Origin of the sequence: Coraliomargarita parva (assembly GCF_027257905.1) — a bacterium.
Lineage (GTDB): Bacteria > Verrucomicrobiota > Verrucomicrobiia > Opitutales > Coraliomargaritaceae > Coraliomargarita_A > Coraliomargarita_A parva.
Genome location: NZ_JAPZEI010000001.1, coordinates 391882 through 407688, shown reverse-complemented (window position 1 = coordinate 407688; position 15807 = coordinate 391882). Strand labels below are relative to the sequence as shown.

Sequence of the window (15807 nt, the reverse complement as noted above, 5' to 3'; positions counted from 1 at the left end):
TGCTAGGATTTTTGAGACTCGACCCAAGATGTAGCCAACCAAGACCAGCCGGCAAGTAGGCGAGATTCAGGGTTTAACTCGACTAAGTCACGTAAACGAGACTGCACAATAGTTTTGCCGACATCATCTGATGGAGGTTCGCTCTTTGGAGCTTCTCCTTGTGCTGAGTGATCAACAATTTGCATTACTTCATTTGTGGTCAGCTCACGAGAGCTACCATCTTCTCCGATCCATATTACAACCAATGTGTCCGGGGTTCGGAGTTGCCGCCGTTCTCCTCGCCAACGTAAGGCCGCGATTTTCAACCAACCAGACCCTTCCTTCCATTCACTGGCTTGCAGTGAAAACAGGCGTTGATCCGCTTTGGCCGAAAAGGCAGACTCAAATAGCCAGTCATTAAAGGCCTCACCGAAGCCAACTAGTTGAGGTTTGATCTCTTGTCCGCGAGCTCTCCCAATAACTTGATCACGAACTTCATTATAACGATCTTTATCAAATACGATATAGCGGCTTTTGGTTGCACTTAGCTTTGTCTCTCTGAAAGCAGGTGGCGGATCAAACTGAAATACACCGTTCAGCCACTCATTTTCAGATGAGCGTGCCGCCCTTAATGGAATGTCATGTGCGGATAGTAGTGCTTTAAATGCTTTGAGATAGTGCTCTGCCTCTAAGCTGGGAACAGGCAATGTTGACAGGTCTGAAAAACCGGTGTCATGCAAGTGTCTTGCGATACCGGATTGTATTGCTGCACGCGCCTTTTTGAGCTCTTCGTCGATTTCCTGGTCAGTCATCTCGACCCCAGAGTTTAAATGTGCCGTAAATGATTCTATGGGATCGATTGCATCGCCCACTTCGCCTAGGATCATATCCCAGTAGTCTTCTGGATGGTCTGATGCCTCAGCCATCGTGTTCTGAATGACTTTCAGGCGCTCTATGATTCTTACGGTGATTCTATCATCCCATGAGCCCTGGACCATTAAGTTGTAAACTTTTACTTCATGCTTCTGGCCATAGCGATCCAAGCGTCCAATTCGTTGTTGGAGACGCATCGGATTCCAGGGTAGGTCATAGTTTACCATGTAATGGCAGGCTTTCTGAAAGTTTACACCCTCGCCGCCAGCTTCGGTTGATACAAGGAATCGTGCTTTTTGCTCGAAGCGTCTTCGAGCCTCCTGGCGTTCATTTACGCCCATGCTACCGTTTACGGTGACCGTCTCTTGATCCGGAAAAAGTTTAGCGAGCTGTCTGACTAAGAGTTCCTGTGTTGCATAGTATTGAGTAAATATAAGGATTTTAGCGTTCTGTTCTGCCGCTTCAATTTCGCCTACGATTCCAAGGAAGAGATCCAGTTTGCTGTCTTCCTTTAGGCATTGGATCTGATCGATCAGCGACTCCAAATCCTCATCTTCTCCTTCATAGAAGGCCTCTGTATTAGTCGCTTTCTGGAGCCCCTCTTCACTTTGTATGCTATCGGTCATTGATGACTGGCTGCGAGGTTTCTTAGTTTCACCACGCAGTGAAGAAAGACGCATGGAGAGCGCTGTTTCCAGGGCTGCCCAACTTGATGCAGCAATCTTATGAAATGTGTGCATCACCAATTCTATTACGAGACTCAGTGAACGACTGGCACCATGACGAGCCTCCATACTTTTTCGTAAGTATTGGCTGAGTGCTTTTTCGACAGCCTCCTCTTCAACGGTTCTGCTGGCAGATCGAGTATGCGTTGTATGTCCTTTAAAAATTGGGTTCCCTTCCCAGTCGATCGCACGTGACTTTGCCGTCTTTGTCAGGCAAGCGGTCAGGTTCTCTCGGGTTAGAGCTTTGAGCAGTGTATCCTTATCCGTAGACGAAAATAGGTCGGGTCTGATTAGGCCAAGAAGCAGTGCGAAGCGAAGGTCGTCTCCCTGATGCGGTGTGGCACTGAGTAATAAGATTTGTGGCGAGCGTGGACTTCCATCTCCGTTGTTAACGAATTGGACCGCATGGTTTTCCTGTAGTTTACGAATGAATCTGTAAGAGGCTGTGGTTCGAAGTTCACCAGAAAGAAAATCACGTCGTGCGGACAGTCGGTGTGCTTCGTCGCAGATGATCAAGTCAAAGGGACCTGCATTGCGAATTACGGAAAAGAGGTCATCCTGTTTGAGCGTGTCGATCGATCCAATTACAAGCTTCCGCCCCTCCCAGCCTGGTTCAGATTTCGCATCGAAGTCTTTTCCTTGGCCTGCAATTGCAAATCTTAGATTGAAATGTTCTAGCATCTCATCCTGCCATTGGAGGACTAGGCCTGCGGGACAGAGGATTAGTATTTTGCAAGGCTGACGCTCTTTATAGAAATGATTGATCAATAAGCCTGCCTCTATGGTCTTTCCCAGTCCTACGTCATCCCCAGCTAAGTGACCGAGTCGTCCGCCAGAGAGAATACGATCCAGGAAATAGACCTGATGCGGCAGTGGCTTCAACGCTGAGCGCATGAAGGCTCCTGTTCGAATGTTTTCACCGATAATCAAGCCGGCCAACAGTTTTCGCTTCAACACATCAATCGATGCGATTTGGCTCTCAATGACTATCTCGCTTTCGTCAGGGCACGTGATTAAGTCTTTTTCGATGCAAGGCTGCAGCCGGTTCTCATGATCAAACGCGACTTGATAGACGACCTCTCCGAATGGGTCTTCGTCTTTTTGTCGGACTAGTCCAAAGCCCCATTCGGGGTGATTGCGATGGCATACGATGGATTTCATTTTCTAGATTATCGTGTGAGCATGAAGTGCAGTAATGGCATGTCATAGGCGTTGAGAAAGGCTTCAGCTTCGGACTCTGTCGCTATGCTGTTAACACAGAGTTCCTGGACTTCTTCTTCCAAGCGTTTACTTAATTCAAAGGCACTATCAAATCCAGGGGGCGAAGACGTTGACGATAATTTTAAAGCACTAAATACATGCGCAGTATATCGGCTGAAGAACAGAGGCCTTGGGTCGGTTGGCCGCCCTTTGAATAGTCCGATTCGATGCAGTTCACGGAGTATAAATAGGATCGGACCATTCATAGATTCACCCAGCGTGCCTGTCCACGATTGGCCGTCACGTAGTCTTCCTGAACGCAAAAAGACAGCAACTTGATTAAAAGGGCGTTCATCATTCTCGACCAACTCCATGAAGGTGAGATGAAGTTGGTTCTCAAAGATAAGATGATGGATTTTCCTGAGGTCATAGAAGACACGACGCCAGAATATAGCATTCTCTTGGCTGGCCTGCTCATCTGGGACGTCGCGACCAACTATTTGCTGAAAGGCTATGTCTACTGCTGCTTGGTATGCTTTGGAGTTCGTTGCGTTCCAAATGGCCGGAAATCCCTCGCTATTTTCGAGGAAGTCATGCAACTGCCGTGAACGCCGGTTGGCCGAAATTAAAGTGCCGATAGCGAAGAGGCGATACCACAGCAGGCTGCTAGCGGGGGTATCTGTGACGAGTGTATCGTGTAATACGCGTTCACGGGTTCCTCCAGCAGGGAGCTCAATACCAACAGTCAGGGCATCCCACCAATCACCGGTTAAAGTATAGGGGCTGATGTCTGCGGATGTTTTCCAAAACTCAAAGATCGTTTCAAGTGTTATGGATTCATCCACGATAATCTCATCACCGATCTCGTCACTAATATGATCTAAGTCTCGAAGGAGCTTGCCAAGGTCCGTGCCTGAAGCTTCACTCATAAATAGACGGCGAAGCTCATGTTTTTGTGCATCATGAAGCTTCTTATACGCGGAAGATTCTTGATGCCTATTAAACCATTCAATCTTTAATCGATCTGCAAGTGTCTGTCGCTTCTCTCCTCGAAGTAGGTAGTTAAAGACTGCTTCGATCTTTTCGTCACTTACCTCGCGTGCCCATTGTTCAATCGTTTCCGAGTCGGGCTGGAAGGTCGTGATAAACTTTCCTAGAAAATGGCTATACTGGCTATAGTCGTCCGACAGCACTTTAGAGTCAGGTGCAATTGCTGCGAGGAGTGATGCTTCGTTCGATTCTCCTTTGGTCACCAGTAGATAAGCGATTCGATAGGCTCCGCCATCCCTTGCCTCAAACCGACATTGTGAGAAGACTTCTTTGAAGGCCTCTAACTGACGCTTCTTCCATGCATGATCCGTAATCTGTTCGATGGCATGCTCCAATGCTCGGAAGCGTCCGATGGCCTGCTCCGGAATGGGACCCAGTGAGGGGATTTCTGAGCGTAAACAATCGAAAAGTCGTATCTCCTGGAAGCTCAATTCTGGAAAGTGAACCAAAAGGTCATTTGCTATTTCAGATGAAACTGTTCGTCCTCTGGGGCACACATGGTTGAAGCTGCTCCACTTCGAGAGTGCTTCCAATATTTTCGGATAGTTCGCAAAGTCCCCGTGTAAGCGATATAGAATCTGATTCAGATTGAGCAGGGTTCCTAGATTGCCTGGTAGGCCGGATGGTATTACAGGCTTTGCCTCACATAACCGTCGATACGCACCAACCTCACGTGCCCAGCAAACCCAAGTATGGATTGTTTCGCCCTTGAGTAGATCGCTCCAGTCGAAACAGGGGTTTTTGGTGCGAAAGAGTTTCCAGACCGATAACCAGAAGTCGTATGTTGTTCCGAAGAGTGTAGGATGCTGGCCGACATGCTCCACTAGAGCGAGCAGGCGGGTATGCAGTTTCGCAGTAAAGGCTGCTGCTTTTTCGCGATTCTTCTCGTCCCTCCACGAAACGTGGGATCGTCCTGCATCGGGCTCGAAGGAGGCATTGATCACCCATGAAGCCTCCATTGCATCAGCTAGTGGAGTGGTTACCCAAAGGCGGGCGACTGTGTCTTCTGGTGCCTTAGCCTTGAGATCCTGCAAAACCAACACGGCTTGGGCTTTGTTGTTCTGATCGGAGCAGTCCAATACGAGCAAGTTCTCTTTAACCTTCGGGTAGAGCAAAATGTCTCTATTATTATCTCCGAAGGTCAGAACGTTCTCCATTGAAAAAGATCCCTCAATGTTCCCTCGGAACTGCATATGAGTCACGCGCTTTGAAAAAAGTAGAAACCAGACTGAGAGATTGTAGAATTCAGTAACTAGCCTGTTGGCCTCTTCGTAGTTTTGAGCCAAGGGTAAATGAAAAACCGTTCCCGAGTTTTTACCTTCTGGGAATAATTCCTGTGCCACGGAGTCGAGATGGAGCGTGTCTGAACGAACATTGTCTGGATAGATGCCGCCTATGACTGAGAATCGGAGTGGGGCGCTCCACACCTCCGGATGATCAGTTAGGAAATAGACACTTTTAAAGCCGAGGCCAAACTTACCCGTCAATGGCTCGGTCGGATTCTCGTCTGATTTTTCCTTGTCCGAAAAATTCAGGGTCAACATTTTGACGACATCACGCCGGAAATCGTTTCGTCTGCGGTCAACGTCGGCTAAATTGCCTGCATCGTTGATGGGGCGCCCCATGTGTGCGAAGCGCAGATACTCTTTGGTTAACTCGATGACTACGGGTGACGTCTGGGGTTCTCGACCCAGCAGGCGATGCTCTACGTAGGCATCATCTGCATTCTGGAATATCTCGGGTAACACGGATTGCGGTCCGTATTTGAGCAACTGCATCTTTTTTCTAACAGCAGCCACAGCAGTCGCAGCCTCGCTACAGTTGTTTCTCAGAAGCTGGACAAGTGTATCTGCAGTAGCTTTTCGAATCGTTCGCGCTTTTGCTTCTTTTTTCTCCGCAAGGTCGTTGCGATTGGCCTCGCGGTCCATCTCTGCTGCAGTTGCCAATTGCAAGCATTCATCAAAACGTGCGGCCTCTTTGAATAGCTGACTTGTTTCGCTGATTCGAAGCATTCGCATCCTCTCGGCCAGTGAAAGTTTAATTTCAATCTGTGCTTGGCGCAGGTCGGGCCTCATTTCGGCGAGCACCTCACAGGCCTTGCGGATACTGGGAGGTCGGTCTAAGTAGACGTTATTCAATACCCGTCGAAGTATGATTGTATCGGCAGCAGATATGACCGCTGAGAGTAACTGCTCGCGATCCAGCACTTCCAACCGGGTCGATAGCCCAATTGGGGCACTTTGAAAGAAGATTCGGGCTGGGTCTCCAACCAGCAGACTGTCTGGTTGCTCCGACATGGAGACGGTCAATGAAGTTCCGGCGAGTGACTTTTGACTGATGTTAGTGCCCTGCACTTTGTTGAAATGGTAGCGGTGCAGGCTCATCTGTGCGATGAGATCGTGGCCGTTGTGCATGTCGTCCAATAAAAATCTGCGGAACTCGTCGACACTCTCGTATTTTAAGTTAGGAGGCAGTAAATCGAGAACAAGTGCATCGCGGTTATCCTTGTTGCCTAAAATAGCAATGAATGCCGCGGTCACGGCAGGTCCCAATTCGGCACTTACTGGCAGCAGACAACTTTTGAGTTCTTCATTGGACAGAAAGCATTCGTCCTCATTTTTGGAGTCGCTAAGTGGCGCGTCACTTGCGGGATCATTTTGTAGCTTCTTTAGGATTTCAGCCTGTTGATCACAGAGCTGTGCGTCGGGGATGATCCCATGGCTCGGCCACACCAGAGTCTCAGCACGCTTCCATCGCCCCGCTTGTGACTTCAATTTAATTCCTGCGAGTTGTTCCTGTGTATAACCCTCCGCGACAAAGGCCTTGAGGTAAGCATTGAGTGCATTCTCAGTGGAATCCTCGGATAAGCATGCAAGTAGCGACAGCAATCGTTGAACATCGAGAAACGATCTAAAGATCGGACGCCCCGATTCGGTTTCCGCAGCGAGAATGCTTTGCTGCCATTCCGGGGTGTCTTTAGCTGTGAATAAGCTGCTTAGGAGTTTTGCTGCCGGGAGTCCGTCTAGATTCTTCAGCTGGTGCAGGAAGTTTTCACTGTCTTCGGGCAGATGTTCCTGGAGCAGCCCCATACGCAGATCCTCACGCATTGCTGTGTGCTCGAAAACATGTCTCAACGCTGCCCGGCCTTTGTGGCAGAAATTGTTGCAGTAGATGCCTCGGAAGCCCGGTATTTCCAGTATTTCGGGAAGTATCTGTTCCGGAACATAGATCACAGTGTTTAGTTGTGCGTCCCCAGACCCGTTACAGTAGAGCGAAACGATCGTGTCGTTCGCACTGCCGAGATCCACCATTTGTTCGGGGCGTATCACACTGCCATCGACTAAGGGTAACCAGGCAGTGGTTTTCAACAATTGGCTCACTCTTGAGGTGAGGGCACCTCGGCCGAGTGCTGTGGCGATGATGGGTGCAAAGCGTTCAGGGGAGGAGGCAGAGAGGCAGGCTTCAGACAGCATCTCCCAACCAAGCTCACGCTTGTCCTCTCCGACTTCAAAGAGAGTGTTTTGGTGCCCTCGGGGGCCTGCTTGCTCCGCCAGTCGGATGATTTTGCACCGTTCGAGCGCAGTCTCCCATAGAGACTGCGATATGTTTCGACGCTCGTTTTTGCGGAATTCAGGAGAATCCAGCACAAAGCCCAGATCATTTCCTTCGGCATCCTCCAGAGGGACTGGAGCGCCATCGACACCGATAGGTAAGTGGATGGGGAGGCATCTGACGAGTTGTTTACGCGATGACGCATCCAGAGCACTTGTTTCTAGGATGAGTTGAAGCAGTCGCTCGAACTGAGCCCCCGACCAAGTTTCTGGAAATGTGATTGTTGCCGACTGTTGCAGACGTTCCTGTAAATGCTGAGTCAGGCTGGAGGCATCAATGCGCAGGATACGGAACTTGTGTTGATGGTCTGGCAATGCGAAGTCTTGGTTCCATATTTCCGAGACTAGACACCACTTCCGATCTGTGGGGAGTGTGGATTGGAGGGCTTCAAATATCAACGAGTCATCATTCAGGCCCTGTATCAGGAGCATATCCTGATCTTCGATATGAGTCGGATCACCATGCACTAGATAACGGACTGCTTGGATGGCAACTTGCGAGTTGGAAGACTTCAGTAGCTGGAGGAGCTGCTTCCGGTCCTCTGCATTGTTGCTCAAACTTTGTGTGACAACACAGTCAGCCAGAGTTTCGAGACTAAGCGTTTTAATCTGTGCTCTCGTCCAGTGGGGGAGGCGTTCGCAGAATTTAGGTTTCCAGTCCGAAAGTGCACATTGTGCGGCATTAAGTCGTGAGCGATGCTCCGGTTCACGTAGGAAAACCGATTCTTCCTGTAGTATACGGTCAACCGACCAGTATTCTGACTTCGCTTGCGGATTACTCGCCAAGTTATCGGTCACTTGGAAGAGCGGTAGTCGTCGGGCCATGTCCGCCCAATCCGGCTCTCTGCCCAGCAATGTGTAGGTATCACTGGATGGCAGTAGCTGGTAAATCCATCTCCGTAAGTTTGCGTCAAGTGGACCATTCACCGACTCTAAGATACTTTTGATCTGTGATTCATCAGGAAGAGCAGGTTCCGCGCAGATTAAGGCACTGAAATTATGCTGATCCTGATTGGTGAGCGTCACTTGCTCATTGAGTTTCAGTAGGCCAGGAAAGGTTTTAAATAGGTGTTCGGGTTCCTCGAATGCAGGCAGGCGGACTATCGGTTTTTCGGTCGCCACCCATTGAATGCCTCTGGGCGTAATCTCTTGTAGTAAGCTACATTGTTCACAGATATCACTACGAAATACTCTCCATGTATGAGTTTCTCTGAAAGCACGCACGATTTCCTCCAGATCTTTCGGGGGCATCGTGCCGCCATGTGTGCTCAGGCTAGTATGAAGCAGTCCGGGGATTTTGGGCAAAAGTGCCTTCCGTATCAGACGCTCGTTCCATCTGCGTTTAATTGCCGTTTGTGAATCGGGTGCTTTGCCATCGAAGCTTGAATCCAGGCCATCGATCCTGGTGCGCTGTGCATCGAGAAATGCGTAGGCATGGAGAAACAGGCAGTAAGTTGCATCCGTGCCACTGTTCAGTATGATTGGATCATCTTCGGGTTGATCTCTGACTGGTAGAAAGACACCCCAGCTTGTTTCGAAGGTGGGCTTTCCCCTAGGCGTAGGATTGCGGACGAGTGACAGAGCGGCATGAGGGAGTCCCTTATCGTTTTCGTCGTAGTGTGCCTCTCCATTCGCATCATAGCTGATCACCTTCGGCCAATCATCCGATTCTGTCAGGTCACGCAAGGCCTCGCCTGCGTGGTTTGAATGAATGGTATAGGCCAGTTCGGTATGTGCTCCGTCTCTGGAGTAAACTACAGTTCCGCGAACCTGGCCACCATCCGATTCCGGATCGGGCATGCGTTGTCCTGCCTGAGCGAATCGAATGCTGGCAATCGGCTCACTACCTTTCCAAAGTGAGATATCTTTGAGTTTTCGGAGCAGGACCAACTGATGCGAAAGCGTCTCTAGGCTTCTTGCCAACGAATTGGAGATATCTCCCTCATCACCAGGAAAGAGGTTGCGGATGCAATGCTCGCTTGGGCTTTGACTGCGTTGTCGCAGCGGTAGCCAAAGTCCGAGCCGTGGCCGCTCCGGTTCATCGAGCGAGGCGAATTGTCGTAGCAGGTAAGGAGCAATGGCAGTCCGAGCAGATGTCGCCTCATCGATCCAGGCCTGACGCTGGTGGGCCCAGGGATTCAACAGGTAAAAGCGATCGTCCTTTGGCCAGCCTAGGCTGCGGGCGGTTTTTGCGAAGATGAAAAACGCCTCGGAAATGGAGAACACACTCTTCAGTCCCTTGCCGAATCGACCGATCGACTTTGTGTCGGCCGCCTTGCTGCCCAGGCTTGCCCGCTTCATCGCACTGAAGTTGGCGGGGGTAAAGTCGCCATCATTGATTACAACCAGTGACGGTGCTTGTAGCAATGGATGTGGCGCGGCAGGATCGCCTGGTAGCAAGCGTAGAACCAGCTCCTCCGAGCCAGCGTCCTCGGCGTTTTGAATCAGTTCCTTTAGTAGGCTGGCTTCGCCTGCATAGCCAGCGAGTAAGTTCCGGATCTCCGCAATGTCAGCTTCAACGGAATGATCTAAACCCCCGGCTACGGATTCGCCATCCGTTTGGTCAATCGAGTCTTGGATCGGTGGTTGAGTTTGCATGGCGTGAAAAGGTCTTAGCACGACTGTCTACATTTCAAAAATAGCGGGTCGTGTCCCGGCTGGCTGATAGGTGCTGGCTGTGCGGAAGTTCATTTGTTAGTCCTTGGGTGCAGGTAAAGCTCTCGCTGCACTTTGCATTGCTATGGCAAGGTTCTTCCTTTCTACGGGAATGACTAAGTCTGAACGAGAAGCAATTTTACGAAGGAAAGCATGGTTTGCATCCTCCGTTCCTATGGTGATGATCTCAATTCCCGACTTTCTCAATCGCATCGCTTCACTAAGAGCTTCGTCTTCATCATTCGGATATCCATCAGTTACGAGAACGACTGTCTTCTGCTTCGGGCAGGCGCGGACCATCGCACCTGCCTGGCGCAGCCCTTCAGCCATGTCGGTTGAGCCTTCAACAGACATTTGCTCAATTGCACGACGAATCTGTTCCGAGTCATTGCTTGGCTCTGTTATCACCTTCGCGTAACAAGAAAATGAAACTATGCCGGCTTTGTATCTCTTGCCCAACGCATCCTTTGCAAAGTTTGCAGCTCCCCGCTTGGCTTGTCTAAGTCCCTCCCCCTCCATGCTGGTCGAACAATCAATTAGCAAACATGCAACTCCGACACTCGAATTTACGAGACGGTTTGGTGACAAATTTCGCTCTAAGCCTTTCTTTTCAAGTTTGGCCAAAATGGAGGCTTTTCTCGCTAGCATATCCTTTTTTTGGATCTCATTCATGTCTTGCTCTGTTTGATATTGTTGTAGGCTTCGGTAATCTCTCTGAACTTCTTGGCGTCTCGAACCTTGCCCATGTCCGGGTGATATACTTTGCTCAAGCCTTTGTAGATGGCGTTAATCTCTTCGAGACTTTGGTCTTCTGAAGCTCCAAGGACTTCGTATGGATCAAGGTCTTTTGCTTGGCTCCCATTTGTGTTGGTATTGTAGGTCTTCGGCTGATCTAGTATTTCATTTAACTCAATTGCAAATACCTCCATGGCTTCCCTGAACGTATCAAAATCTAGCTCGATTAAACATATGTCCTTAGTTTGAAGTATGTTGCTATGCAGCTCATTCACCTTTTCTGATAGCTTGTGAATGCCTGACTTTCCCGCAAACAGTGCTGCCTTCTCTAAGAGGCTCACGTTGTTTAAGTAGACATTACGGGCATCACTGAGAGCAAGTAACAATGACTCTCGTCGATCGAGGTCTGATCTTACGGTATGTGTTGCTTCGCTTACTGCTGTTGAATGAATGAAGTCTGACAGGCTTAACGTGGTGGTGGCAGATTCAGGTGAAAGGGATACCTCTAATTCTGTGCAAATATTGACTATCTGATGGTCCACACTCCTGAATCTCTGAAGCAACTCCGAGCGCTCACAGACGTAATTGCTTATTGCTGGCCAGAAGTCTATAGTCCTAACGATTTTAGGGCAGATCGAAATTAAGTGTGAAGCACAGAAATAAACGAAAAGTGCAACGCCTATGAACAGTGGAAGTAAAAGATATAGCTGAATATCTTCTCCGTTACCTTCGTAAGTTCCAGTTGTAATTAGGATTCTACTGAGTCCAAAATGCAGCGCCAAAATAAGTAGGCCAGTCAGAGTCACTAGGGCTACCTGAAGGTGACGAAGACTCCGTTTCGCTGTATCTTCAAAAATTAAACTATTATAGTCAGGGTGTAATCTAAATCTTATGTTATGCGAGATCGGTTTCAGCGCACGAATGTTTCGTTTAATTAGAAGATTGAGAAGCAGGTAGACCCCCATGCATACAAAGCCATAAACAAGGGCGATTAGCACCACGACGATCAAGAGCGCACCGATATACAATGCGGCAATAAGTAAGCTCAGCGCAATTGCACCGATGACAAAATATACTAGGCATCCAAGTGAACCCAGTTTTCCCAGTGTGTCCTCGTTATCCCATTCCGAAGCAACGAGAATGCCGACAAATACACATAAAAAGATGGCGAGAATTGATCCCATATCATATTCTCATTACACTCGAAACACCTTCATCACTTCATCTCCCAAGTGGTTGATGACTTTGACTGCGATGCGGCCGGAGGTGGGTTTGTTGAAGGGGCGGCTGATGTCGCTGTAGAGGGTGTCCCAGGTCTCTGTGTTGATTTCGGCTTTGAGTGTTGTTTTAAGGTTCTTGTAAGGATCGGCCGAGCCTAGGAAGTAAGCGTGGCGCACGAAAAAGCTTTCTTCGTTGTAGTCGGTGTCGATGAACCAGCAGGCGATTTCGTCGGTGTTGCTTGATTCGACTTTGCCGGACTGGGGTTTGAAGACATCGACACCATTGACTTTGACGCGGAGCTTTCCGTGGTCGTCGGGGAGGATGTCGATATCGGGCTCGCCGAAGATGACGAAGAGGTTGCCGGAGCCGGTATTCTTGAGCTCGTCGGCCATGTGGAGATCGGCGTTCATCCGGGCCTTGAGCACGGGGAGGCGGCCGAGTTTGTCGAACTCGGTGGTGCGGGCTTCGTAGTTGAAGGCGCAGGCGATGAGCACGTCGAAGTTGGCGTCGCCGGCTTCGCGGGCGGCTTGCACCAGGTCGACGCGGGCCACGGTGCCAAACTCGGGACCGATAAAAATGCCCGCGCGCTTTTCGCTGCCGCTCTCGCCCTCCGTGTAGATGCCTTCTGCGCAGACCAGTTCGCCAGGCCATGGTGTGAGGGTGGTGAACTTGATCTTATCCTCCTTATGGGCCTGTTGGACGCCCGCTGTCTTGAGGTTTTCGAGAATGATCTCGGCAAAGGATTTCTGGCTAGCGAAGTCGCCCTGCTTGCCCTCGCTAGCTTTGAGCGGATCGATCAACTCGTCGTCTTCATCCACACCGAGGGTGCGGTGCGGCGATAGGCTCTCGACTGTGAAAGGGCCGGCCACGCGGACCTTCTTCTTGTCTTCGTAGGGTTTGTCGTAGAGGTATTCCGAATCGGCCTTGGCGGCGATGGAGGCATCGATTTCCTTTTGGCGGGCAATGCGTTCTTTCCACCAATCGGCGTGGATTTGTTTGGCTTGGCCATTCCACTTGTCTTCTGCCTCGCGGGGGATTTCCCATTCTTCCCAAGACGTGCCAAGGACTTTGTTGAGTTGTTCGCGGAGCGGTTCGAGGCGGGTTTGAAAGTCGTCCCAGATGACGTCGATTTCTGCGTTGTTGGCAATCGACTTGAGGGTGATGTGCGGCACGCGCTCGTAAACGAAGCCTTGGCGTATATTGCCATAGGTCGGTGCCTCGGAAGGAGCAGTGCGGGTGAGCTCGGCTTCCTTCTGCTGACCTTCTTTGCTATCGGCCAGCAGGTAGTAGGGATACTTTGCGCCCATTATACGGGCGCGGGCCAAGGCAAGTGCGACCCGTGATGTATCAATGGTAATCCAGCGGCGGCCCCAGTGCTCGGCAACGTAGGCGGTGGTGCCGGAACCGCAGGTTGGATCGAGGACAAGGTCACCAGGGTCAGTGGCCATTAGTAAGCAACGCTGAACAACAAACTCACTTGTTTCTACCACATATCTCTTATCACGTGCACCTGTCGTATCTGTCCAAGTCGAATTAAGCTTAGTGGTGTTATCATCTGACAGCTTCATCACATACCGGACATATTGTCCTTCGATTTGTAATCGATCGGCCTTGGCAACTCGATCCATTTTTTCACGGCTAGATGCATAGCACTGACCTCTTGGTGGTGCCCAAGTCTTCCCTCTAAAAGGAAAGTCGTAGACGTCTTTTTCGCTAAACGAAGGTGGCCACATCGAAACTAACCGAAAAGGATCTCCACTAGGATTAGACTCAAGCTCTCGTTTGGAATACTTTCTACGATCAATCTCGTCTAGTTGCCTCCAATTCCAATGGAAATCGCCTACAATATCGATGCTTCTGTAAAGTCTACGAAATTTCGTCTGTTTAGCATTTTTACCAAACCACAAAACATAGTCTCCCATACGCTCGAGATAGGTTGCTCCTAAAGGCATCGTTTTCTTTCGAAACCAAATTTGTGCGATAAGGCTATCTTCCCCGAAGACCTCTTCTGCGAGGGCTCTTACTCGATGGACATTCTCTTCGCCGATTTGAATGAATAAAGAACCGGAATCTGACAGTAAATCACGGGCGACTGTTAATCGGTCTCGTAAATATGTTAGGTAGGTGTGGATGCCTTCGCGCCAGGTATCGCGGAAGGCTTTGACCATCTCAGGTTCACGAGTGATCTTCGAAGTTGAATCCTGTTTGGTCCCTTTCTGGTCGGTGGTGGACCACTGAAAATTTGAGTTAAACTTAATCCCGTAAGGCGGATCGAGATAGATGCATTGCACTTTGCCGCGGAGGCCTTCACGCTCAGCCAGTGAGGCCATGACGCCGAGGGAGTCGCCGAGGATCATGCGGTTGGTCCAATGGGCGTCGTGCTGGTAGAACTCCGTCTTGGCCTCCTCACTCGGCAGGCCATTGAAATCGCCAAAGAGATCCATCTGCGGCTCTTCGTTGGCATCGGCCTTCTCGGTGCGACGCAATAGGTCGTCAATCAAGACCTTGGGGTGCACCTTCTCCTGAATATAGAGCGGTGGGGCCTGCACCACGAGGTCGGACCAGTCCTGTTCATCCTTACCCCGCCAAACGAGCTGCGGATCGAGGTCGCGGTTGCGTCGCTCATAGGCCAGTTGGATCGGCGACTGCGCGTCCTGCTCCATGACCGACTCATACTCGGCCGTGGGGATGTTCTTACGCTTGGCGTCCTCATGGACGAGTGCATCGACTTGCTTCTTGGTGGCGGTTTTCTTTTTGGGCATGAAATGTTCCTCTAAATTGAATCTGTCAGTTCAGCGTTTTTTGGCTGCTTTTTTGATCATCTTTTTGACTACCTTCTTCGCGACTTTCTTAACCGCCTTCTTTTTGATAGCCTTCTTTTTGGGTGAGCTCTTTGTGGAAGCCGTTTTCGTTGGCATGTGCTTTGGGACGTCCGGCCAATATTGCTCTTTGAGCTCTTTGACGAAGTTATCGATATCCGGATAGATGGAACTCCTCCGAACTCCCAGCCTCTGCAAATCATGTCGCGCTTGCTTTAAATCCAAGCCTTCAAAATCGATTCGGGCCAATACTTCTTCCGGCTTAGAAAATTCTTCAGAAATGATTTTTTCCAAAGGCCTCTGATCTGTGCCATGGACGGTAAATGCGCCTTGTTGAGCAATTAGTCTCTTGTTGGACTTTGATGGATAGATCGCCAGTGGGTGCGCCTTATCATACAGATAACCATCGGGGTCTTTCATCGATTGCAGAGCTACATCTTTCTGCTCCTTTGGTAACCAGAGGCTACACTCGCGGATATTCTCGGGGCAGAGAATCCCATCCCATTTGATCGAATAGCCGTTGAGCTTGTGTGGTCTTAAGAGCCATACGCATGGCGTTTTTGAAGCTTCGGCACCATCGAGCGCGAAGAACATGGCTGCCGAGAAGCTCTCGGTCCAATCCAGCAGGCGGGTGGGGATGCCATGATGTTGAGCCAGAAAATAAGTCTTCCAATCATTGAAATACCCGACATCTGCGTAAGCGACTGCTTCCTGGGAAAAGGTGACGAGGGGTTCATACTCGTCGTAAGCTTCTTTAATGGAACGCCAATGAGCTCCTGGGAGTAGATCGTAAGTATTGTCGACAACACCTCTAAACCAGAAGAAGGGCTCTTCGCCATTTGACCATTCCGACGCGATCTCAAGTGCTCGTTGAAACCCATCCATGACCGAGCGAGCTTTTTTTATCTTCATTGTTCATCCTCCTTATTCCTTCTTGTG

Annotated in this window: 6 protein-coding genes; all 6 read right to left on the bottom strand. The window is 49.9% G+C overall.

Going from position 1 to position 15807, the window contains the following annotated elements; genetic code table 11:
- Positions 1-2 precede the first annotated feature (2 nt).
- Positions 3-2738, bottom strand: coding sequence for a DEAD/DEAH box helicase (locus tag O2597_RS01545; RefSeq protein WP_269522412.1), 2736 nt, complete (start codon positions 2736-2738; stop codon positions 3-5).
- Positions 2739-2746: 8 nt separating this feature from the next.
- Positions 2747-10036, bottom strand: a complete 7290-nt coding sequence (locus tag O2597_RS01540; RefSeq protein ID WP_269522411.1) for a sacsin N-terminal ATP-binding-like domain-containing protein — start codon at positions 10034-10036, stop codon at positions 2747-2749.
- A gap of 96 nt (positions 10037-10132) precedes the next feature.
- Positions 10133-10765 carry a vWA domain-containing protein gene (locus tag O2597_RS01535; protein WP_269522410.1) on the bottom strand — a complete coding sequence of 211 codons (633 nt, stop codon included), beginning with the start codon at positions 10763-10765 and terminating at the stop codon, positions 10133-10135.
- A complete protein-coding gene (locus tag O2597_RS01530; protein ID WP_269522409.1) occupies positions 10762-12012 on the bottom strand; it encodes a J domain-containing protein in 1251 nt (416 codons plus the stop codon). Before O2597_RS01530 ends, O2597_RS01535 begins: the two co-directional genes overlap by 4 nt.
- 12 nt (positions 12013-12024) lie before the next feature.
- Positions 12025-14811: a site-specific DNA-methyltransferase gene (locus O2597_RS01525; RefSeq protein WP_269522408.1), complete on the bottom strand. Its 2787-nt coding sequence runs from the start codon at positions 14809-14811 to the stop codon at positions 12025-12027.
- A 30-nt stretch (positions 14812-14841) separates the two neighbouring features.
- The gene (locus tag O2597_RS01520) at positions 14842-15780 is read right to left on the bottom strand and encodes an FRG domain-containing protein (RefSeq protein WP_269522407.1); all 939 of its coding nucleotides are present in this window, start codon (positions 15778-15780) and stop codon (positions 14842-14844) included.
- Positions 15781-15807 lie beyond the last annotated feature (27 nt).